The organism is Lacinutrix himadriensis (assembly GCF_001418105.1).
GTDB lineage: Bacteria > Bacteroidota > Bacteroidia > Flavobacteriales > Flavobacteriaceae > Oceanihabitans > Oceanihabitans himadriense.
The window spans coordinates 277,675-300,590 of record NZ_LIQI01000024.1 but is presented as its reverse complement, the minus strand read 5'-3'; the positions used below and the strand labels follow the sequence as shown (position 1 = coordinate 300,590).

Sequence of the window (22,916 nt, the reverse complement as noted above, 5' to 3'; positions counted from 1 at the left end):
ATTTTTTTTTTGATTATTTTTTTTGAGCCTTTCTAAGGGCTTATTTTCAGCTATTTATAACGCAAAGTTTTTTTGAAATATACTGCTTGTTTCTTGGGATTCGCGTTAAGGATAGTAGCGACATCCTTTTTGGTAGTAATGAAACCTATACTTTAATTAATAACCCTCCTTATATATAGGACGCTTCTTCTCTATTATAATAAGGATACAAAAAGATATAGCGGATAGCCTGACCATACTTAACTACAGGTTAAGTATGGTAACGCCCTGAAAATTATAAAAAGAAATTCCACACCACACCGAAACGTACGGCGAAATCTCTATATGGATAGTTTGGTGCAGAGTAATAATCGTACCCAGTCCATGCTGAATTAAAGTGTTCTGCTTTTAAATAGATTCTTGCTTGACGAATTTTGGCATTTATAAAGAAGTCTAATCTTGGGAATGCGCCGTATTCTTTTTGGTCTTGCACGTATAGTTCTGCTAAAACGGGATCATAACCATTCATATAGTATTTAGAGAAATAGCTGAAGGTGATTCCGGTTTGCAGGAACAGCTCATTATTAAAGAATGTATTTGCATAGTATAAAGTATTACGCATTACAAACTCTGGCACATTTAAGGTATTGTTTTCGTCTTTTACGTTTTGATATAATATAGTGTTTGCTAAGCCTAACTTTTTAAAGGTGATTTCTTTTTCGACTTTTAGCTTAAAGTAATTTATGGTAGCATTATTTTGATACGGTTTAATTAAGCTATCTGTTGGATTACTTTTAAAGTAGGTATAATTGTCTATAGAAGAAACGCTCAAAGAGACATCTGCTATTTTATTGGATTGCAATTGCAATTCTATTTCTTGTGTTTGGGTATTGTTGAATTTGTTTTCCCAGTTATAGTTTATATAATCGCTTTGATATAATTGGAAATTGTAATTAGGTGCTTTGGAGTTGGTGTTCAATTTTGCGCTAACTACTGCATCTTCATTAATAGGATAGGTTGCTTTTGCGGTTAAGAAATTACCATTAAAATCTCCAGATATGTTTGCTCCTATTTCTGCATCTAATTGAAACTTGTTAAAGTTCTTTTTATACGCACCTCCTATTGCTAGTATTTGTCCGGTTATTCTATTGGTTATTCTGTTTCCGTTTAAGATTACAACATTATCATATCCGTAATTATAATCGTTATGACTTACATTAAACTGCAATGCTCCAAGGGTTTTATTGGTATAATTTACATGTACTTGGTTGTAAAAATTTTCTAGCGTAACTCGTTTTTTTAAAGCGGATGTTCTAAAGGACTCGCCAAAGTAATCGGTTTCATCATCTTGATTGAACTCAAAGTACTTATCTTCAAAAGAAATAATATGTCCGACACTTAAAGTGTTTGATGCTAAAGAATCTTTAGCGTTTGTTATAATGTATTTATGATCTAAGTGAAAACGTTTTCCTTTTAAGATACTTTCGGCATCTTCAAAATTAACTTCTAAAACACCTCTATCTGAAAATTCTGGATCGCCAGCTTCAAAATATGCGACATTATCTTCTTGCAGTCCGCCATTTTCTTCATTAAAAAGGTCTTGCGCAACAAAGTGTGCATTAGCAATATATCTTTTGTCTTTTGTATTATAACTTGTAGTAAATCTAAAATTTCCCGTACTGGTTAATATGTGCTGGTATTTACCTAAAGAACGCAAGCCTTTATACGCCAAAGAAATATTTAATTGCGGCGAAGTATTTACGGTAAAAAAAGCATCTACTTGTTGTCCTTGGGAAAAAGCAGTCTTATAATATAGTTCTGTAAATGGTGTTGGTACCCGGTAATAGTTTATGTCTTCAATTTCCATATAATTAAAGTGTCTTGCTCTTGCACCGAATAGAGGCATGAGTTTATCACTATTAAAACTATATGCAAGTCTATTATAGGTCTGGCCAACATTAGAAAATGGCAACAATTCAAAGTTGTCTTTTCGTAAGTAATTAAATTTATATTCCTTTTTAATGGATAGTGTAGTATCTACATGTACGGTATCTCTTTTATGTGAGATGATTACATAGTCTTGAATTTTAGCTTTCTGGTCCTTTACAGTCTTAGACTCTCTATTAGATCCCGTAGACAAAGTATCATTAGCTCTGTTTTGTTGGGCGTCACTTTTATTTACACTTTTTTCTATTTGTGGTTTTGGCGAAACTTGCGAATACCCAAAATGGAAAACACTTAGTAAAAAGAATATCAGAATTTTTTGCTTCATAATTATTTTTTAGACCTTGCAACAACCTAAAGCCGACTTGTCTATTTTTTGCCAAAAATAGAAAATATCTAATAGGTATGAATTACAATATTACAATTTATAACAACTTGTTATTCTTAACAATTACTTAAATGCTAAAAATAAATTACTCGAAACTAAAATTAGAATGTGGAACAGACGAAGCTGGAAGAGGTTGTTTGGCTGGCCCTGTTACTGCTGCTGCTGTAATTTTACCAGATAATTTTAAAAACAAAATACTTAATGACTCGAAGCAATTAAGCGAAAAAAAGCGCGATTTATTGCAACCAATTATAGAAACGGAGGCTATCTGTTTTGGTTTTGCTCATGTTTTTCAAGAGGAAATAGATGAAATAAACATTCTAAACGCTTCCATTTTGGCCATGCACAAATCTATTGCGAATTTAAAACAGGTTCCTAACTTTATTATTGTAGATGGAAATAGGTTTAAACCTTATCCAGGTATTCCGCATGAAACCATTATAAAAGGAGACGGGAAATTTCTAAGTATTGCTGCAGCTTCGGTTTTAGCAAAAACGTATAGAGATGCGTATATGAATAAAATTCATGAAGAATTCCCGATGTATAATTGGAAACAAAACAAAGGCTATCCAACCAAAGAACATAGAGAAGCGATTAGAAAATACGGAATCACCAAATATCACAGAAAATCTTTCCGACTATTACCCGAACAATTACGTTTAAAGGTATAAGCACCTCTGGTGAAGTTGAAGTTGATTGAAACTAAAAAAAATCCTTAATATTAAAAGGTGCGTTGAAAAACTTTAATTAGCTATAGCTTTAAATACTTTAGGCACTTTAAGTACTTTTTATAAACGCATTCCTATATTTGTACAAATCCCTTTTTTACATGAAAAAAATCTGGAACCTTTTTCTTATTAGTCTATTACTTATTAGCTGTAATACAAAGAATACACATATAAATACTACCGATTATATTCCAGAAGATGCTTCGGTAATTATTAAGGTAAACAATTTAGAAAGCTTAAAAAGCAATTTAGATAATAATGATTTACTCCGCAGTCTATCAAAAAGCAAAACATATACTTCACTAAGTCAAAAACTAGAGAATCTTAAATACTTAAATACTACAAATCCGCTTTTAGTTTGTTTTAATTATGACGAAAAAGACAGTTTACAATATACTATTATCACCAAACAGACACCAGATTTGTTTGCTGTAGACTCTTTGCAAAACATTAGTGTGGAAGCCTATTTATATCAAAGTATATCTATTAATAAAACACAAATAGAAAAAAACATTATCTACAATACTTATAAAGACAGTGTTTTTATAGCTTCCTCTAGTAAAGACATTCTTGAAACTTCGCTTATTACAACGAATAAAGATGAAGACTTAAAAACCATTTTAAAAACTAGCGATACCAAAAAACCGTTTTCTATTCTTATTAATAACAAACATAAACAACCAATACAATCTGTATTTACTAATGATTCTATTTCTTTTGCTTCGTTTACAAACTACACACTTGTAGATGCAGATATTAGCCAAGATGCTATTATTTTAAACGGAATTACCAAAGCAACAGACTCTACAAAAAGCCTGATTAATATTTTTAAAAACACCATTGCTCAAGAAAACAGCATTGCATCGATTGCTCCAAGTAATGCCGATGGGTTTATGAGTTTTACATTTAAAGATTTTTCAATTTTAAATGAAAATCTAAAACAATTCCGAATTACAGATTCTTTAACAACAGACACTACGCTTTTTGATAACATTGTAGAAGTTGGTGTTATTTATGAAGGAAAAAACCAAAGTATTCTATTAAACTCTTTAGATGCTATTGCCACAAAGGATGCATTACTAAACGACCAGAATTTGGTAGAAACCTACAGACAGATTGATATTTATAGTTTTAGTGAATCGGGATTATTCCGCAATACATTCTCCCCTTTAATTACTTTTAACCAAGCGAATTATTACGCCAATGTAAATGACTTTTTTGTTTTCACCAGTACCAAAGAAGCTTTAGAAAACATTATTGCGAATTACCAAAACAAGACTACGTATAGCGAAAAGGAATACTACCAAAGTACCAAAGTGCATCTTACCAATGCTTCGTCTTTATTACTGGTTGCAAATCCTACAGCTTTAAAGCACATTATAAATACAAATTTTAATGAAACCCTAAATCTGAAACTAGACGATTATAAAACTTCGGCTATACAATTTGTGTACGATACCAATTTCGCACATGTAAATGCAGTCATAAAAAAGAACAAGACACGAGCAAGAGAGAACTCGGTTACCGAATTATACAATATCAAACTAGATGCAGACTTGGTAAACAATCCGCAATTGGTAACCAATCACATCACCAAGCAAAAGGAAATTATAGTTCAAGACATTAACAACCATATTTATCTTATTTCTAATAGAGGAAAAGTACTTTGGAAAAAACAACTTCAAGGTCCTGTTTTAGGAGAAGTACAACAAATAGACATGTACAAAAACGGCAGACTCCAATTAGCATTTGCTACTCCTAACCGCGTTTATGTTTTAGATAGAACCGGAAAAGACGTTGCTCCTTTTCCATTAAAGTATAACGATGCTATTACGCAGCCGCTTTCGGTTTTTGATTATGACAATAACAAAAAGTACCGACTATTAGTAACACAAGGTAAAAATGTTTTAATGTATGATGCTAAAGGAAAACCGGTAAAGGGATTTAAATTTAAAGCTGCAGAAAGCACGATTAATCACCAACCGCAACATTTTAGAATTGGGAGAAAAGATTACTTAACGTTTAAAACAGACAACAAACTATATATTGTAGATCGTGTAGGTAAAACAAGAGTAACACCAAAAGGCAAATATGCCTTTTCTAATCAAGCACTATACCTATATTATAATAAATTCACAACTACAACCAAAGATGGTAAATTGATTAGCTTTAACACCAGTGGAACCAACAGTACACAAAACCTAAATCTTGGTATAAAACACCATTTAGCAACTACAACAAAGACGCTAATTGCACAAACCGAAAACAAGTTAACTATAAAAAGTAAAACGTTAGATTTAGATTTTGGTAATTATGACACACCAAAACTATTTTATATCAACGATAAAATTTACGTTTCTACCACAGACTTACAAACGCAAAAAGTGTATTTGTATGATAGTAATGGTGTTTTACAAAACAATTTCCCTGTGTATGGAAACTCTGCAATCGCGCTAGACAATTTAGACAAAGACAACAACTTAGAGTTTGTAACCAAAGGTGAAAACAACACGATTATTATATACCAAATAAACTAACAGACAATTAGTTACAGAAAATAACCTGTTTTTTTTTGTTTTTTTTGAAAAATTGTTAACTTTAGTATCTCCTTACTATTAACTAGCTACAGTGTAACCCAAAAAACATTAAATTATGAAAACACGTTATGTAGTACTAGTGCTCTTGTCTGTTATTATGTTCACACATATTAGTTGTGACGAAGATGACTTTTTTCAGCAAAATGATCCAGAACAAGTAGAATTTACAGCTACCAATTACATTTACGAAGGCGACTTGCGTAAATACTATTTAGAAACCGAAAACACCAGATTAAGTGCAGACATTGCTATATGGCAACAAATTCCGGATAGCGATCCTGGTTACAATGATGCGCAAGCGAGTATTACGCAAGCCAATGCAGCAATAGCGAATAACAACGAAGAATCTCAATCTATTATAAGTCCGGAAAATGCATTTTTAATTCCACCAAGAATTCCTCCTGTACCACCAGCTCCGTCACCATGTCTTTGTTTAACAGAATTCAACACTTTTAGAAATATTATTTTTCAACCAGGAACAGGTATATTGAGTTTAAATATTACTTCTGTTGCAAACCAAAATACGTTGGTAAATACAAATGCTAATTCGCAAATCCATACTATAGAAAATACCAATGGTTTAGGTAAGTATCAATCCTTCGGTTTTTCTGAAGATGAATTTACAGGAGAAGTAATGATAACTGTGGTAACCGCCAATGGAAGTTATTCTATATTGGCTAACTTGGTGAACCTATAACAAAACATATTATTTTAAATATTTGTAAATTAGTCTTCAATTCATTTTTGAAGACTTTTTTATGAAAAAACGAATACTCCTTTTATTTTCATTTCTAGCTATAAATAATGCTATCAGCCAAAATAAAAATGATTCTATTTATATGGATAAGGTTTATTCTTTATTTCTTAAAGCAAATCAATTTATCTACACAAATGAAGACTCTACCTATTATTACTACGATCAAGTTAATAAACTAGCAAAAGAACATAAGGATATAGAATTTCTAATTGGAAGTATTAGCTCTTCTAATAAATCGGCAGGTCATTTTTACAATTTAAGAAAAATGAAAAGCAATATAGACACACTAGATTCTATTATTCGGTTTAATAAAAACGAAATAAACAAATTTGACAGTCCGTCTTATTATATAAACACCATCCATTTAGATAAAGGAACCTATTATTATTTATTGAACGATTATGAAAAATCAAGGGAAGCATTCCTTTCTATAATTACTTCTACTGAAGCTTTAAATGAAGAAGAATGGAATGTATATAATATAGATCTATTAACTAGCGCCTATAGTTTTATAGCAAAGACCTATTTTAATGATGGCAAATATGATTTAGCAAAAGAATACTACACCAAGAATATTCATATTTTAGAAACTAAAAAAGCAGACGATCTTTATAAAATAAACAGAAACTACAGCCTACTTGCCGAAGTTTTAAAAAGTCAAGAACAGTATACTTTATCTAATGCATACTTCAAAAAATCTTTAGAACACAACTTGCTTAACAACGGAAACGCTAGTAGTATCATTACAGAAGCAAACCATTTACTAGAAAATTATTTGAGTACTTCACAAATAGATAGCGCTTCATACTATCTAAAAATAATGAAAGAGAATCTAGCAGAGAATCATCCAAGATGGTCTGTATTTCACGAAGCAAAAGCAAAAATATTAGAAGCTGAAAACAATTATCTGGAAGCTGAAAAGGAACTCCGAATAGCGTTACAACTTGTAAAACAAAAATGGCAAGATCAAGCACATAATGATATTGCAGAAGCATATAACAAAATAGGTTTGTTACACTCCAAATTTAACAGCCCCGAAAAAGCTTTAGAAAATTACAATTTGGCTTTAGAGCAATTTTCTACAAACGCGAATCCTTCTACTATTAATCAGACTGCAGTTTTAAAAATATTAAAAAACAAAGCAGAGATATTAAATGAACTATCGAATCCTTCCGAAAGTTTAGAAACGGTTCAGGAAGCGATACAAACCTTAGATTTATTAAAACCTAGTTTTAAAAATAACACCGATAAACTCTTTTTAATGGAAGAAGCCTTTCCTGTTTTCGAGTCTGGTTTGCAAGCGACCTACAATGTATATCAAAATACAAAACAGGATTCGCTTATAGACAATGCTTTCTTTTATTCCGAAAAAAGCAAATCCGCACTTTTACTAGAAGCACTGTTAAGTACAAAAGCTACGGCGTTTGCTAATATTCCGAAGGAGATTATTGAGCAAGAACAAGTATTAAAATCGCAAATCAATCATATTGAAAAACAATTAAATCATTCGGAAAACAAAAAAATAGAAGATGTATTATTTCAATTAAAAAAGGAATACCGAAACCTTATAACTGCCATTGAAACCAACTACAAAAGCTATTACGATTTAAAATACAACGCACAAGTAATTTCTGTTTCTCAAGTACAAGCACTGTTAAAACCGGAAGATCTAATGCTTTCTTATTTTTATGGAAACAACGCTATTTATACCATCTCGATTACTAAAAACACGAAAGACATGCAGTATTATAAGCTGGATGCTGATTTAGAAAACGAGATTATTACCATCTATGAAATGCTTAATAATCCGAAATCAGATTTAGAAACCTTAAATAGCAAAACATATACGTTATATAAAAAGTTAGTGGCACCAAGTTTGGCAAACCGAAATGCAGAAAATCTAATTATTGTTGCGGATGGATTACTGAATTACATTCCGTTTTCTAGCATAAATACAAATTCAGAGCGCACTAAATATTTGGTAGAAGACTATGCGATTAGCTACGCGAACTCTGCTACTTTATTAAAACAGCTTACCGAAAAAGAAGGAATAAATAATGAGGCACTTGCCTTTGCTCCTAGTTTTAATGCTTCGTCGTCCACACTTTTAGCATTGCCAAATAACATAGAGGAAGCTACCTCCGTTTTACATTATTTTAAAGGAAAAACATTAACAAGCAACCAAGCAACCCTTGAGAATTTTAATACAGAAAGCAGCAAATACGGCATTCTTCATTTTGCAACACACGCTATTTTAGATGATGAAACTCCGGAATACTCCTATTTAGCCTTTCAACCAAATGCAACAAACACCAATTTATTGTATGTAAGTGATTTGTACAATTTAAACCTGAACACCAATTTAGTGACTTTAAGCGCTTGTGAAAGTGGTATTGGAAACCTGAAACGCGGTGAAGGTTTTATGAGTCTAGCTCGCGGATTTTACTTTAGTGGCGCATCGAGTATCTCTAGTACATTGTGGAAAATTAACGATGCTTCCGCTTTACATATTATGGATGCTTTTTACAAAAACTTATCTAAACAAGAAACCAAAGACATTGCCTTACAAAAAGCACAAGTCGCTTTTTTAAATACCAATAAACAGAATGCTTTAGTTCATCCTTATTATTGGTCTGGATTTGTAATTTCTGGAAATACTGCTGCTTTAGCTTCTAGTAGTAATTTAATATGGTATCTATTAGGTACCGTTGTTTTTATTTTAATTGGAGGAATACTTAGGAAACGTAGAAATTCAAGAATATAAAAAATGTGGATTCGGCATCTCGTACGGAATGACAAAGAGCGAACAAAATGTATCGAAACTATTTATTAGTACAACTTCTCGATACTATTCCAATAAAAAATTGAAATCACTCGAAGTGACATAACTAATACGTTTTTTTTAAAACTATTTCTTAAAACTATTTCTCGATATTATTCTAATAAAAAATTGAAAGCCCTCGAAGTGACATAACTAATACGTTTTTTTAAAACTATTTATCGATACTATTCCAATAATAAATTGAAAGCCCTCGAAGTGACATAACTAATACATTTTTTTAAACTATTTCTTAAAACTATTTATCGATACTATTCCAATAAAAAACTGGAAGCCCTCGAAGTGACATAACTATTGAAGTTCTTTTAAAAGCGTTTGTGCTTTTTCTTTATTATAATCAAAATTAGCAACTAGATTTTCCAGATGCTTTTTAGCTTCTGTTTTATTTTCTTCTTTTAAAGAGATCAATGCCAAGTACCATGTAGATTCTGCTACAAAGTTTTTATTTTCGGTAACTACTTTTGTAAATAAGGCTTTTGCATTTTTAGTGTCTTCTACATTTAAATATGCTTGCGCTTTATAAAAACGGAAGTACTCTTTTGTTGCTTCAGCAGGAATGGCATCAAATTTTTCTATGGCAGTTTTATAGTCTTTACTTTCGTATGCTACAAAAGCTTCACGCTCTAGAGAATTTTCGGTATCCCCTCGAGTAATGGTATACACGGTATTTGGGTAAGCACTAAAATTAGCATCATACATACTAGAATAATCGGTACCAAAAAACGAATGATAACCAAACCATCCCATCAACAATGCAATAGATGCAGCAATGGCAAAGTTTTTATAATTAAAAATAGTAGGATTCGGTTTTGTATTTTCGGTATTAAAATGTTCTATTCTGGTAGTTTGTGTTGCAGACAAGTCTTTTTCAAAACCTTGAAGTTTTGCTTTTAAAGTATCTATTTCATTACTTTCAATTACTGCTTTTAAGTTTTGTTCAAATAAAAACTGTGCTTTAAATTCGGCATCATTTTCTAATAAATCTTCAAACACCTTTTCCTGAGCAGCAGTTAAGCTGTTAGAAAAATAATGATATAGTAGGTCTTGATTATCCATTGCTATTATTCTTTGTATTAATTCTTTCTTTTAGGGTTTTCATGCATCTGGATTTTGCGCTTTTCACTACATTTTCACTCGTGTAACTTCCAGTTTCTATAATGTCTTTAATGGTAAAACCTCTATAATAAAATAAGGTTAAAAGTTCTTGACATTTCTTTCCAAGAGTAACAAAATACTTTTTTAATAAAATTTGTTCTGTGGTTAGTTCCTTTTGCTCCAAATCTAATTCTGGATCTACAAGCTCTTCCTTTTCTCTAACAATAGACAAATCAAAATCTGGATTTATAGTCTTATTGTTTTTCTTCATTTTATCAAAAATCAAATACTTACCAATGCTAAATAAATACGTAGAAATGCTACTAGTAAACTCTTGTACTTTGCCTTGCATGACATTATTATAAAAAATAATGTATGCATCTTGATAGACGTCTATATTATCCTCTTGAGATAAGTTATACTTTTTAGCAAAATTTAAAAACTTGTCTCTGTTGTCTTCGTATATATTTTTAAACAACAAATCTGAACCTTCCTTTAAATCTTCAATAGTAATATTATTTTGAACTCTATGCATTTAATGTAACTAAGTATAAAAGGTTAACACGCTACTGCTAATTTAACTTTTTTTAGGCATAACCTATTAATCTTCTACCACATATATCTTTTTACTGTTTTTTATTTAAATATGTTAACCTTAAGATACCGTTTACATTAAACCATACTATTAATCATAAAATCATAAATATTATGGCAACAAAACAATTTACAGTAAACTACTACAGAGCAGCTTTAGGCTATCAAAATGCCGCAACTTGGGGAAATATTAGTATAAAAATTCAAGGATACATAACTTGTTATGGTAGTGACCACAGATTTATTATGTATTTCTTGCATGAAACAAGTCAAGTGCCACAACCAACCTATATTCCTGCAAATAAAGTTGGCGCAATCTTTTTACCTTTTAAAGACATGCCTATTTATTTAGACATGGTAAGAAATGAAAAACCTATTTATGCCTATTTAAATTCTAGCAAACCAGAGTGGAATAGTATAAAAACAGCTTCTGAGCCTGTAGGAGAAGAAGAAAGCTAAAACATATAATGTTTATAACCGAAGTGAATATGCTTCGGTTTTTTTTATTGCTGTTATGTTAACCTATTAAATACAAACACATAAAAAGCAGTATTAATCTTTAAACTTAATAATCATGAAAAAATTTAAATTTTTATTCCTGTTACTATTAGCGCTAAGCTTTTCTTGTGTGACAGATGATAATGAATCTGAAAATCAAGAGCAAGAACAAGAAATTGTTGGTTACTCTAATATTAAAAAAGATTCTTGGCGTAATCAAATTGGACAAGAATTTGAAGTAGAAGGTATTCTTATTGTAGAAAACCAAGCAGCAAAATTACTGGTTAGTCAAAATGATTACTATGTTGACGGACTTATAGACGAGCGAAATTATATTCATATCAATATGGATTCCGACTTAGAAAATGAATTAAACCTTAATGAGTACTACGGAAAAAAAGTTAAAATTACGGGTACTTTAAAGGTAAGTAATAATGAAAACTATCTGTCTACTTCGCAAATTCTAGGAGACATTTCATTAGCCACCTTATTAATAAATAACCTTTCCGGAATACAAATTTTAAGTCCGACAGTGTTTATTTCTAGACCAGAATTTTATAATGTATGTATAAGATATCCGCAATTATGTGAATTTGATTTTTCGCAAGAAAACAAAACAGCACTTATTTATAGTGGCGGAATTAACGATGGCTATGCCTACATGCGTTATTGGAACGATGTGAAATTCATGTACTCTATTTTATTAGATAAAGGTTATCCCGAAGACAACATTCGTGTAGTATATAAAAATGGTATTGGCGAGGATAGTGACATTCCTGTGCATTATGCCGCAAATCAAACAGGCTTAAATAATGCATTTTCGTATTTAGGAAACAGAATGAATTCCAATACCAAATTCTTTTTAATGATGAATAATCACGGAGGCGGTAACGACACCTACAATCCAAGCTATGGAAACTCTGGAATTATAGATAGTAATGGCGATGATAATAGAGCTGGTATTAATGACAATGTAGATGAACAGTTTTTTTACTATAATTCTTCTACCGCATTGACAGATGACTTTTTAGCTAGTAAAATTAATGCCTTACCAATGAATTCTATGATTGCTGTAGTAAAACCATGCTATAGTGGTGGTGTTATTTGGGATTTTAAAGGACCAAATAGGGTTATCATGACCTCTGGAACAGAATTTCAAGTTACCTATTCACATACTTCTGGTCTGTTTGGCGAATTTACCTATCATTTTTTTGCTGCTGTCACTGGAAAAGATCCCATTACAGGAAACACGGTTAATGCCGATTTAAATGCTGACGGAAAAATTTCTATGTACGAAGCGCAAGTATATATTCTTGCTAATGACGCTAGAAATGAACAACCACAATATGAAGATGATAATGATGGTGTTGGTACTTCTTCTCCAAGTGCTTCTGGTGTTGGTGCTTCCACTTTCTTATAAAACCAAATTGCTTCAATTAAAACCGAAGCTAGTCTTCGGTTTTTTTTACACCAAATGTTAACCTCTTATAAAGTTCGCTATTAATAAGGTGTAATCTTAAAACATGTTATCATGAAATTTTTAAAACTAGCACTAATAATTCTAAGTCTAAGTCTATCTACAAACACACAAGCACAGCTTTTAAAAAGACTAGGCAATGCAGCAGAACGCGCTGCAGAACGAACTTTAGAAAAGAAAGTAGATGAGAAAACCACCAGAGAAACCGAAAAAACATTCGATTCCACTTTTAATAGAAAGAAGCAAAATAAAAAAGAACAACGCCAAAAGAGTAATCGTTCCTCTTCAGAAATACAGAAAACCTATGTATTTACACACAAGTTTGTAATGCAAGTTGAAAGTGATAAGCACCATACAAACATTCACTATTTTTTAAATAATGACGATAATTATATTGGCAGCAGTATGGATTTAGAAAACAATACTACCAAAATGATTACTGTGATGGATATGTCTGAAAAAAGAGCAACCATGTTTATGGAAATAAATGATGAGAAAAAACAAATGTCCATCCCTTTAGATTTTGATAATATGACAGAGGATGCTATGGAAGATCAAGAAGTAAAAATTACACCAACCGGAAAAACAAAAACCATCCTTAATTATACCTGTCATGAATATGAGGTAGAAGGTAAAGACTATCATGGAAACATTTGGGTAACCCAAGATGCTGGAGTTTCTTTCTCCAAATCATTCTACAAAGCAAAAGCTAAAAAAGGTCTAAACCAATCTTGGATGTCGATGATTAATGGTTTAACCATGGAAATGCATATCACAAATACTTCCAAAAGAAAAGAACAAATTATGGTAATGAAATGTATTGCACTAGAAAAAAGCAAGTTTACCATAAATGGTAGTAATTATAAAAAAATGATGTAAACCTGTTAACCTTTATCAAGCATTTACATTAATAATTATAATCCAAAAAACAGGTATTAAATGAATGCTTTAAAAACAAGGAACAACCACAAAAACGACCATAACATGGAGCTAAGTAAAAATGTACCATTAACAAACAACCCAATTATGAAAACAAAAAACATCGTATTCTTATTCTCATTAATCTTTCTATTCGCAACACAAACGCAAGCACAAATTTCTTTAGGTGGCGGTTTTGGTTATAACGAAAAAATTTCTGGACCCGGATTTACATTAAAAGGCGTTTTTACTATTACCGATAATATTTCAATTTCACCAAGTGCCTCTTATTTTTTCGGGAATCAAGTATATGGTTATAAACGAAGCTTATTTGCAGGCGATGTAAATGCACATTACTATTTTAATATCCTTGAAAATAAATTAAAAGTATATCCTGTTGTTGGAATAAACTTTTCTAGTTACAAAACAGGAAACTCCTATTATGATGATTTATTTGACTACGAAACAAAACAAGTAACAGATAGTGCATTAGGTGCTAATATAGGAGCTGGTGCAACCTACCAATTTACAGAAAAACTAAAAGTATATCTAGAACCCAAATTTGTTGTTAGTAATTACAGTCAAGTAGTTATAAATGTTGGAGTTTTATTAAATCTTTAAAAAGATAAACGAATGAATCTACATATAACAATGCTTGCTATTTTCTATTTGTTTTATTTGAATTAGTCTTCAAATGCAAAAGCTTCAGAACCAACTTCTGAAGCTTTTTTTTTATTTAACGGTTAACCTTTCGTATAAAAAAGCATTAAGAAGTACAGAAGCTAAAAAAATCTATAGTGTTTTTTTTGGGTTACTATAGACAAGCAGGAAACTGCTGCATTAAAAGTCGGAGAAAAAATACTTCGACTTTTTTTGAAGTAATGTTAACCTTTTAAAAACCCTTTCATTAAACAGTAAATAAATATTAATCCAATAAACTTTAAAATTATGAAACTTTCAAAAACAACAATTTCAAGATCTAAGTATTTTCTTTTAGCACTTTTAGTAACTTTTAGTTTTTCTTGTAGTCCAGAAGATGGAGAAGATGGCGCTACTGGTGCGATAGGTCCTGCTGGAACAAATGGAGAAGATGGAAATGCCAATGTAGAAACATACACATATGACATTTCTGCCTTAACTGGAACGACTATAAACATTTCCGCACCGCAACTAACCCAAGATGTTTTAGATAACGATGGTATTTTAGTCTACATTCAACGTAGCGGTAATTATTACCCAATACCTGGTACTAGTTTTAGCGACGAGATTAAAACTATTTTAATAAACGCAGCTGTAGAACTAACTTTTTACGATAGAGTGACTGGGGCTTCTGTTACTATTCCTGCAGATCGATATACTTTACTTAAAATGGTTATTATAGAATCTAATAACACAACAACAGGTAGAACGAGTATTTCCACAAAGCAACAAGCATTGAACAATCTAAACCAAGCTGGAGTAGACGTAACAGATTATTATGCCGTTTGTGATTATTACGGAATTGCATACTAAACAATATCTTTAAAATAATTAAAACCGAAGTAAAAAGCTTCGGTTTTTTTTATGTCAAATTTTTCAAGTAAGAAACAGCTTATTACAATACCGAAGCAATTCTTACAGTAGTACTAAGAATCCACATACAAATCCTATCTTTTTGATTTTCAGGTATTTACACTCTAAAATAACACAGAAATATTACTTTACTTTGTACTCAAGAGATATCCTTTTATGCAACGCGTTACCATTAACACCAATTATTAACCGTCTTAAAACCTAAAAACAAATTAGTCCTTTTAAATTAAAAAAACATTAATTCCTTAAACACTTAATAAAAAATAGCACCTAATATTAATCATTAAAACTTAAAAATTATGAAACGTTTTACAGTAACAATTTTAAAAGTAAAGTATATATTATTAGCTCTTTTAGTAGTGTTTAGTTTCTCATGTTCTCCAGAAGATGGCGAAGACGGCAAAGATGGTGTTTTGGGAGCAACAGGTACAAATGGTACAGATGGTACAGATGGCACAGATGGATCTGATGGGAATGCCAATGTATTTGTATCGGAATGGATACATGCATCATATTCTCCAACAAGTATTGATAGTGCTTCTAGGCTACAATTTATTATTCCGGCTCCAGAATTAACACAAGACGTCATAAATAATAGTGCCATATTAATATATGGAAAAACTAATGGCATAGAAGTTTGGGGATTACCACTTACATTTCCTTACTTAGATCAAAATTTTTCTTTCATGATTAACTCCATTGGAGACATTGACATATTTTGTGATGGTGGCACATCTGCTCCTTATTTAAATTATTTTAAATATGTAATAATCCCTAGTAATACCATAAAAACAAATATAGATTACTCCAAAATGTCTTATAAAGAAGTAAGCGATAATTTAGCTTTATATTACTAAATTTTAAAACACCAACATTTAAAACCGAAGTAAAAAGCTTCGGTTTTTTTATGCCTTTTTGCTAGTAAATGATTAGTATTGTAGTCACAATATTATAACCATGATTACACGTAAACTCGCAACCATTTCAAAATTTATTATTCATAAAGTTGGTAATAAACATAACGATACTAAAAATGCTTTTTCAGATAAAGAAGTACATTTTGATGAAGAAAGTTATGACCTTATGCTTCCATTTCTATTAAGACCTTTTGGTACTGTAGTACAAAGCTACCGTTTTAACCATCATGCCAATGTAGAACTTAATGAAATCAATTCGTATGCAAAAAGTATTTTCACCGATGATGATGCCTTTGTAGAAACTTCAAAAAATATAGTAAAACATTTGTTTGAACAAAGTGATTCTGCTCAAATAAAAACGGGGGATGTTTTAGTTGCGCTATTTGAAGGTATAGAATATAAAGAAATGGTTACTAATGCTATTGGTATTTTTAAAATTGAAAGCAAAACCAATTTCTTTCAAACCTATTTAGAAGACAATAGTTATGATGTTTTAGTACAGCAAGGTATTTCATCTAAAAAAGTGGATAAAGGTTGTTTGATTTTAAATCAGACAGATATGGAAGGAAACATCATTTTAAGTGTAGATAATAATAGTTATGACGCGCAATATTGGTTAGACAAGTTCTTAAATATTAAGTATGCAGACGATATGAATAACCATACACATAACTATTTAGATATGTGTAGTGAGTTTTCTACCGAAATTTTAAAAACCAGTTTTGGCGAACAAGAACGAAACATATTTTTAGCAAAAACCATTGACTATTTTAAAGAGAATGAAACGATAAACGTTGAAAATTTTAAAGAAGAAGTTTTTAAAGACGAAAACCACATCCAACTTTTTGAAGATTTTAAAAAGGAATACGAAGAAGAACAAAAGGTATTACTGCGTAACCAATTTGATTTAGCCGAAGCGGTTGTTAAAAAGGATAAAAAGAAAATTAAAACAGAGATTAAACTAGATACTAATATCCAGATTAAACTAGATATTGATGCTCCAGATGCTGCCGAAGAATTTCTAGAACGTGGTTATGACGAAGAAAAGAAAATGTATTACTACAAGGTGTTTTTTAATGCCGAAGGGTAAACCATAGACTTACATATCCAACTAAGAAAGGCTTCTTTTCCTACAATAAAAAAATTATCTTTATGAGATAATGGTAATATGAAAGTGACTGTATCATGATTTCTTTAATAGATATTAGTAATAAAAGCTACTGTATTACGAGTTGTAGCACATTTGAGAAACGAACTGAATGATTGAATTAATACTTTCGACTTTAGCAGAGTTTGGACTAATTCGTTAAGATAATAAACATCAAAAAAGGATAAGTGAAAAAGAAGACGGAATTAATAATTCAGCACGAAGAGTTTGGAGAAGAACTGTTTCATATTGAAAATGCTAAATACAATCTTTATGAAGTCGAAAAAGACAGATGGGAATTTGTAATTTACATCGATACGGACTCTGCAATAAAACGTTCTGAAGAATTGAAAAAAGTTGTACACGCTGAACCTACAATTGAAGTAACAGTAATTTTGAATTCATCGGAATCTAAATTAACAGAAACGATGATCATCTCTCAAAAAAGTGGTTATGACTATTCTCGAGACGAATATTTATCAAATATTTATTACTTCTCGCACGAAACTGTGGAAGATTTCCAATTTGAGATTTTAGAATTAAAAGAAGATTATTTGATTGCAAAAATGGAAGGGAATTGCGTGATAAATGGTTCTAACGGAATAAAACCTGATTCAAAAATAGCTACGATAACGGAATTTAAACTTGATAAAAGCTTAAAAAGAACAACTTAGTAATAAAAAACTACTACCAACATCCCTACAAAATTTATTACTAATTCTAGCCTAAATAAAAACCCCATACACTTAACTGTTAGCGACATTACTACAACACCTCCCTAAATGCAAGGAAACATGCAACAAACACAAAATCATTATGCAATAGAATACACCAAACTTTCACCACATGACAATTGGTTATCTCAATTACTTCATGGTGCATATAATTTGCCAGGATTAAAAGGAAAGAAAGGTGTTTTATTTTCAAATGCTATTTTAGAAAAATATATTCAAGAGGAAGAAAAATATGATATTTTTAAGTTAACATCAGGAAAAAAAAGAAGTCTTAGAACACTTTCTACTGGTGAGCAAAAAAAAGCGTTACTAACTTATTTGCTACAACAAAAACCAGATTTTATAGTATTAAATAATCCTTATGAAACCTTAGACATCGCTTCTGTTGCTTTATTAAAACAGCAATTAATTTCGGTGTCTAAAGAAATGCCTATCGTATTTATTTTTAATAGACAGGAAGATTTACTACCAATAATCACACATATAATTACATTTGAAAAAGATGCGCTTAAAGCAGTGGTGCCAATTGCAGCATATCCTTTTAAAAAAAGTGATTTTGTTTTTGATAAAGAAATCCCCCAACCAATAACAACCTACACAAATATTCCTGAAGTGTTAGTAGACCTGAAGCGTATACATGTAAGTTATGACGATCGTCCCATTCTACAAGATATTAACTGGACCATTAAAAAAAAGGAATTTTGGCAGTTAATAGGTCCCAACGGATCTGGAAAAACCACCTTGCTATCCATGATTTATGGGAACAACACCAAGGCTTATGGTCAAGAAGTATATCTCTTTGGCAAGAAAAAAGGCTCTGGTGAAAGTGTTTGGGATATAAAACAGAAAATTGGATATATTAGTCCTTCGATGTTAGAATTGTTTCATCGAAACCATACCGTAGAACAAATGATTATTTCGGGATTTTTTGATAGTATCGGACTATATCAAACACCATCTACGTTACAAGTACATACTGCAGCGATGTGGATGGAAGTTTTAAATTTAAGTAAAGAAAAAAACACCTCTTTTCTTAAATTATCACCTGCTATACAACGATTGGTGTTAATAGCTCGAGCTATGATTAAACATCCTCCTTTACTTATTTTAGACGAACCATTAATTCATGTAGATGATGAAGGCACCGCACTCATTATTGCATTAATAAACAAAATTACAAAGGAAAGTGAGACCAGTATTCTGTTTGTTTCACATCGTCATGAGGCTAATATTCAGCCAGATTTCACCTATACACTTTGCCCCTCTCCCAATGGTTCTATGGGCATACAGAAATAACTTATAGGTTCGTTAATCTTCTCTTGGCAACCTAGAATCTTCCTGAGCAATTTGATAAACCAATGCTGCAATTACCGTAGCATTAATCTTCATATCGCGTTCGGGAACATATTCGAGAGCATCCAAATTAGTGTGATGTGTTACTGTACTATAATTTAATTTATCTTGGATTATCTGAAATCCAGGAATTTTGTAATAATCAAAAACATCATGATCTGTAAAATCAGTATTTTGAATGGTTAGATTATTAACATCTAAATACGCATAAGGTTCTAACATCGCTTCAAAAATAGGTCTTACCGCTTCATTTCCTTGCAAATAAATACCTCGCATTTGACCAGCACCATTATCCATATTTATATAGGCCGAAATTTTTTCAAACTCTTTTTTCCGAATAGTCTCTTTTACTTTACCGAAGTGTTTTTCGGCATAGGCCATAGAACCTACAAATGCCTGCTCCTCGCCACCCCATAACGCAATTCGTATGGTTCGTTTTGGTTTTAATCCGGAAGCTTTAATAATACGCATAACCTCCATCATTACTGCAGAACCTGCACCATTATCTGTAGCTCCAGACGCAGGATGCCAAGAATCAAAATGAGCACCACTTCGTCTTTTAATTTTGGATCTGAACCTATGATTTCCGCAAAAATGTTCACGTTATTTTCTGGTCTTAAATAAAGTTCAGAATCTAAATGGAATTTAATTTTAGGGTTCATACCTCTTCCTATTAGGCGTTTTAATTTCCCGAAACTCTCTGGAGAAATCGCAAAATAAGGTATTGGTTTCGCATCGCTTTCTCTAAAATTATAAGTACCACTAGGATGAATAATACCAGGAAAAAAAGGTGTTGTTCCAAAAATACTTAGTGCGCCTTCTGCTTTTAAAAAAGCAAAAAAGGCATCATCTTTTCTTACCATACTATCGAATATAACATCCAAATTCCCAATTAAATCCATATCTCCAGCATTATGACTTAAAGCATTCTTTGGTGCAGGTTCTATAGATTTTTCAGCTTCTTCAATTTGTTCTTTAGTAAAGCGTGTAGAAAGTGGATCGAAGAGCATATTTTGTTCTGGAGCAGCTCCTATCAATATGGTTTTTCCTTGTATTTTCCCGCTCCATTGTTTTTTAACTTTGTCTAAATCGGCATGACTTTCAATCCAAATCAAATCCCCTATTTGTACACCATTAGAACTTTCTGTCCACGCATAAGGATAAGCTTGTATTTTCATATAAGCAGGCGCAGTCATTTCTATATTAAATGATTTCACTTCCCAACCCATACAATCATCACAATAATTTTCGTAATACACCTTATCGATTCCCCAATTCTCCATGGTTTTTTTTGCCCATTCTGCTGCAGTAAAATATTGATCTGTACCTGCTAAACGAGGACCATAAACATCGGACAAGTCAGAAACAATACGCATGACTTGTGATTTCTGAAAGCCTTCGATATTTATTTTTGAAAGCGCTTGAGATTTTGTTTGACTCCTTGTAGAAAATCCGATACAAAGGAAAGCTGTAATAATAATTTTAGACACTATTTTCATAAAACGAAGAGTATTTTACTGATTTACAATACCTTAAATTAATAAAGAATAATGACAGCACAAAAAAATTACGGAATTAATGTATAACGGAAAGATATTTCGTGTTGCTTAATTTCTGATTTTCTGTAAAAAAAACAACTAATCTACAGGTCTTTATTTTGGAAATCTTGCGGTAATTAATCTTATTTGTCCCAAATGGTGCGCCTGATGTTCCATTACATGAAACCAAGACCAATGATTCTTTTTAGTCCACCAATCATCATTTCTCTCCTTGAATTCTTTTAATGTATTCTTTCGTACTTTTTTATACATATCTAAATAATACTTTATTGGTTTGTCTTTAAGTATTTCTTTCGTTTTATCCAGATCGAGACTTATTTCAAGTAGTTCTTTTTCTTCTATTTCGTATGCATTAAACATTTCTTCTCCAAATGAATATTTTTGATAGGCTGCCTCTACAGCTGTTATATGTAAAATAATCGCTCCTATCGAATTTGCCTTTTCATCAAATTGAAAGTCGGTTTCAAAGGCATTAAGTCCGCGTGTAGATGAAACAATGTCGTCTTTTAAGTATTCTAACATATAGACCATAACTCCTATTTGTGTGTCATATCCTTTTTCTCTATTGATTTCTTGAGCGCACAAAGAGTTGGTAGATAACAAGATTATCACGCATACTAATAGGCTTTTAAATAATATTTTCATAAGTACAAATGGTGGATTAGTTTGGGTTAAAAAGGATCACCTTAATAGACAATCTCGTTTACTAGAAACGTGTTACACTATAATTTATTGCTACTTTCTTTTTATCCAATAACCTGCATCTCTATTGCTTGTAAAATTGCTTCACAATTTATTCTAGTTCGTGGATTTTTTTTAACTTAGTTTCCAATCAAACACCCTGGAAACAACTATAAAATGAATAAAACCCTACTAATATTACTACTTCTAATATCCCTTTTTTCTTGTAAAAAAGAAAAGGCAACAGAAATAATTATTATAGGAACCCTTCATAAACCAGAAGCTAATTTTAATGCAGAAATTCTATTCCATATATTAGAAGATGTACAGCCTGATTTTATTTTACAAGAACTAGACTCTTCGTTTTTCACTTCCAATTTTAAACATAAAAAGGCCCCTACTAGTAATGAGGGTATGGCTTCTAAGAAATATATTGAAAAATACCCAAGCACTAAATTGAGACCTTATGAATTTGAAGGCAGAAATGAATATAGAATAAATATTGGCTCACGACCTACGGATGGATTAACAACAAAACTAATAGATAGCTTAAATAAAGCGGAATTATTATCGGTTACAGAAGCAGAAATTTATAATAAATATAAAGCACTATTAAAACCATTAATTGTATTCGCTTCTAAATCTCCAGAAAACTTCAACAACGCTTCAACAGATAGTATTTGTGCAGAAAGACAATATTATCAGTATAAAATGCTGACAAAAATAACCAATAAAAGAAATGAATTTGCAACTCGTTTTCATACCAAACCAAATGGTAAAAAAATAAGTTACCGAAACGGATATCAATTGGCTGGTGATTTTTGGGATTTAAGAAACCAAACAATGGCTAAAAACATAATGCGAATTGCAGAACAGAATCCAGAAAAAAAACTGGTTGTACTCTGCGGATTTATGCATAGATATTATATTTTAAGGGAATTGAAAAAATTAACAAAAGGCAAAAATATTCTCTTAAAAGAGTTTTACGAAAAATAAAAACGGTTGCTAATAAAGACTGTTCCTAATTACTGGTTCGCTCCTACTTCCAATTCGCTACACAGAATTATAGTTTGCTATGTACTTGTACATTAAAAAGCTATTACACATAAACGAGCCGGTTAGGTATAGTTTAATAAATC

20 protein-coding genes are annotated in these 22,916 nt (G+C 31.3%); 14 read left to right on the top strand and 6 right to left on the bottom strand.

Annotated elements, in window-relative coordinates:
- Positions 1-274: 274 nt before the first annotated feature.
- Complete coding sequence (locus AMD28_RS13115; RefSeq protein ID WP_055444594.1) at positions 275-2,251, bottom strand: putative porin; 1,977 nt, start codon at positions 2,249-2,251, stop codon at positions 275-277.
- Positions 2,252-2,382: 131 nt separating this feature from the next.
- Between AMD28_RS13115 and AMD28_RS13110 the strand changes: the two genes are divergently transcribed.
- The 4 genes from AMD28_RS13110 (at position 2,383) to AMD28_RS13095 (ending at position 9,157) form a co-directional block, all read left to right on the top strand.
- Positions 2,383-2,982: a ribonuclease HII gene (locus tag AMD28_RS13110; protein ID WP_055444593.1), complete on the top strand. Its 600-nt coding sequence runs from the start codon at positions 2,383-2,385 to the stop codon at positions 2,980-2,982.
- A 158-nt stretch (positions 2,983-3,140) separates the two neighbouring features.
- Positions 3,141-5,576 (top strand): hypothetical protein, encoded by a 2,436-nt coding sequence (locus tag AMD28_RS13105; RefSeq protein WP_055444592.1) that lies wholly within the window; start codon positions 3,141-3,143, stop codon positions 5,574-5,576.
- A 115-nt stretch (positions 5,577-5,691) separates the two neighbouring features.
- A complete protein-coding gene (locus AMD28_RS13100; protein WP_152975604.1) occupies positions 5,692-6,333 on the top strand; it encodes a hypothetical protein in 642 nt (213 codons plus the stop codon).
- 61 nt (positions 6,334-6,394) lie between these two features.
- Entirely contained in the window at positions 6,395-9,157 is a 2,763-nt protein-coding gene (locus AMD28_RS13095) for a CHAT domain-containing protein (RefSeq protein WP_055444590.1), read from the top strand.
- 366 nt (positions 9,158-9,523) lie between these two features.
- Here AMD28_RS13095 and AMD28_RS13090 read toward each other — a convergent pair whose 3' ends face one another.
- Entirely contained in the window at positions 9,524-10,288 is a 765-nt protein-coding gene (locus AMD28_RS13090) for a tetratricopeptide repeat protein (protein ID WP_055444589.1), read from the bottom strand.
- Positions 10,281-10,862: an RNA polymerase sigma factor gene (locus AMD28_RS13085; RefSeq protein WP_055444588.1), complete on the bottom strand. Its 582-nt coding sequence runs from the start codon at positions 10,860-10,862 to the stop codon at positions 10,281-10,283. Before AMD28_RS13085 ends, AMD28_RS13090 begins: the two co-directional genes overlap by 8 nt.
- Before the next feature lie 173 nt (positions 10,863-11,035).
- Here AMD28_RS13085 and AMD28_RS13080 point away from each other — a divergent pair, with 173 nt between their 5' ends.
- From AMD28_RS13080 to AMD28_RS13040, 9 genes are all read left to right on the top strand, one after another.
- Entirely contained in the window at positions 11,036-11,380 is a 345-nt protein-coding gene (locus tag AMD28_RS13080; RefSeq protein WP_055444587.1) for a hypothetical protein, read from the top strand.
- A gap of 115 nt (positions 11,381-11,495) precedes the next feature.
- Complete coding sequence (locus AMD28_RS13075; protein ID WP_055444586.1) at positions 11,496-12,839, top strand: hypothetical protein; 1,344 nt, start codon at positions 11,496-11,498, stop codon at positions 12,837-12,839.
- 111 nt (positions 12,840-12,950) lie between these two features.
- The gene (locus tag AMD28_RS13070; protein WP_055444585.1) at positions 12,951-13,775 is read left to right on the top strand and encodes a DUF4412 domain-containing protein; all 825 of its coding nucleotides are present in this window, start codon (positions 12,951-12,953) and stop codon (positions 13,773-13,775) included.
- A 60-nt stretch (positions 13,776-13,835) separates the two neighbouring features.
- Positions 13,836-14,435, top strand: a complete 600-nt coding sequence (locus AMD28_RS13065) for a porin family protein (protein WP_241492508.1) — start codon at positions 13,836-13,838, stop codon at positions 14,433-14,435.
- A gap of 327 nt (positions 14,436-14,762) precedes the next feature.
- On the top strand, positions 14,763-15,326 hold the full coding sequence (locus AMD28_RS13060) for a hypothetical protein (RefSeq protein ID WP_055444584.1): 564 nt from the start codon (positions 14,763-14,765) through the stop codon (positions 15,324-15,326).
- Positions 15,327-15,685: 359 nt separating this feature from the next.
- Positions 15,686-16,243, top strand: a complete 558-nt coding sequence (locus tag AMD28_RS18680; protein WP_055444583.1) for a hypothetical protein — start codon at positions 15,686-15,688, stop codon at positions 16,241-16,243.
- Between the two features lie 100 nt (positions 16,244-16,343).
- Positions 16,344-17,393: a nucleoid-associated protein gene (locus tag AMD28_RS13050; protein WP_055444582.1), complete on the top strand. Its 1,050-nt coding sequence runs from the start codon at positions 16,344-16,346 to the stop codon at positions 17,391-17,393.
- A gap of 245 nt (positions 17,394-17,638) precedes the next feature.
- Positions 17,639-18,124 carry a hypothetical protein gene (locus tag AMD28_RS13045; RefSeq protein ID WP_055444581.1) on the top strand — a complete coding sequence of 162 codons (486 nt, stop codon included), beginning with the start codon at positions 17,639-17,641 and terminating at the stop codon, positions 18,122-18,124.
- Positions 18,125-18,244: 120 nt separating this feature from the next.
- Entirely contained in the window at positions 18,245-19,480 is a 1,236-nt protein-coding gene (locus AMD28_RS13040; protein ID WP_161804638.1) for an ATP-binding cassette domain-containing protein, read from the top strand.
- A 12-nt stretch (positions 19,481-19,492) separates the two neighbouring features.
- Here the strand turns inward: AMD28_RS13040 and AMD28_RS18790 are convergent, their stop codons facing one another.
- From AMD28_RS18790 to AMD28_RS13030, 3 genes are all read right to left on the bottom strand, one after another.
- Entirely contained in the window at positions 19,493-20,101 is a 609-nt protein-coding gene (locus tag AMD28_RS18790; RefSeq protein ID WP_206542241.1) for a M20/M25/M40 family metallo-hydrolase, read from the bottom strand.
- A complete protein-coding gene (locus AMD28_RS13035) occupies positions 20,020-21,036 on the bottom strand; it encodes a zinc-binding metallopeptidase family protein (protein ID WP_206542240.1) in 1,017 nt (338 codons plus the stop codon). Before AMD28_RS13035 ends, AMD28_RS18790 begins: the two co-directional genes overlap by 82 nt.
- A 153-nt stretch (positions 21,037-21,189) precedes the next feature.
- Positions 21,190-21,741: a mycothiol transferase gene (locus AMD28_RS13030; protein ID WP_055444579.1), complete on the bottom strand. Its 552-nt coding sequence runs from the start codon at positions 21,739-21,741 to the stop codon at positions 21,190-21,192.
- Between the two features lie 213 nt (positions 21,742-21,954).
- Here AMD28_RS13030 and AMD28_RS13025 point away from each other — a divergent pair, with 213 nt between their 5' ends.
- Positions 21,955-22,773, top strand: coding sequence for a hypothetical protein (locus tag AMD28_RS13025; RefSeq protein WP_055444578.1), 819 nt, complete (start codon positions 21,955-21,957; stop codon positions 22,771-22,773).
- The last annotated feature ends 143 nt before the right edge of the window (positions 22,774-22,916 follow it).

Coding starts and splice junctions, on each gene's coding strand:
- AMD28_RS13065 (WP_241492508.1), top strand. CDS start 13,836: ATGAATGCTTTAAAAACAAGGAACAACCACAAAAACGACCATAACATG.
- AMD28_RS13060 (WP_055444584.1), top strand. CDS start 14,763: ATGAAACTTTCAAAAACAACAATTTCAAGATCTAAGTATTTTCTTTTA.
- AMD28_RS13025 (WP_055444578.1), top strand. CDS start 21,955: ATGAATAAAACCCTACTAATATTACTACTTCTAATATCCCTTTTTTCT.
- AMD28_RS13095 (WP_055444590.1), top strand. CDS start 6,395: ATGAAAAAACGAATACTCCTTTTATTTTCATTTCTAGCTATAAATAAT.
- AMD28_RS13030 (WP_055444579.1), bottom strand. CDS start 21,741: ATGAAAATATTATTTAAAAGCCTATTAGTATGCGTGATAATCTTGTTA.
- AMD28_RS13105 (WP_055444592.1), top strand. CDS start 3,141: ATGAAAAAAATCTGGAACCTTTTTCTTATTAGTCTATTACTTATTAGC.
- AMD28_RS18680 (WP_055444583.1), top strand. CDS start 15,686: ATGAAACGTTTTACAGTAACAATTTTAAAAGTAAAGTATATATTATTA.
- AMD28_RS13110 (WP_055444593.1), top strand. CDS start 2,383: ATGCTAAAAATAAATTACTCGAAACTAAAATTAGAATGTGGAACAGAC.
- AMD28_RS13040 (WP_161804638.1), top strand. CDS start 18,245: ATGCAACAAACACAAAATCATTATGCAATAGAATACACCAAACTTTCA.
- AMD28_RS13090 (WP_055444589.1), bottom strand. CDS start 10,288: ATGGATAATCAAGACCTACTATATCATTATTTTTCTAACAGCTTAACT.
- AMD28_RS13070 (WP_055444585.1), top strand. CDS start 12,951: ATGAAATTTTTAAAACTAGCACTAATAATTCTAAGTCTAAGTCTATCT.
- AMD28_RS13100 (WP_152975604.1), top strand. CDS start 5,692: ATGAAAACACGTTATGTAGTACTAGTGCTCTTGTCTGTTATTATGTTC.
- AMD28_RS13085 (WP_055444588.1), bottom strand. CDS start 10,862: ATGCATAGAGTTCAAAATAATATTACTATTGAAGATTTAAAGGAAGGT.
- AMD28_RS13050 (WP_055444582.1), top strand. CDS start 16,344: ATGATTACACGTAAACTCGCAACCATTTCAAAATTTATTATTCATAAA.
- AMD28_RS13075 (WP_055444586.1), top strand. CDS start 11,496: ATGAAAAAATTTAAATTTTTATTCCTGTTACTATTAGCGCTAAGCTTT.
- AMD28_RS13115 (WP_055444594.1), bottom strand. CDS start 2,251: ATGAAGCAAAAAATTCTGATATTCTTTTTACTAAGTGTTTTCCATTTT.
- AMD28_RS13035 (WP_206542240.1), bottom strand. CDS start 21,036: ATGAAAATAGTGTCTAAAATTATTATTACAGCTTTCCTTTGTATCGGA.
- AMD28_RS13080 (WP_055444587.1), top strand. CDS start 11,036: ATGGCAACAAAACAATTTACAGTAAACTACTACAGAGCAGCTTTAGGC.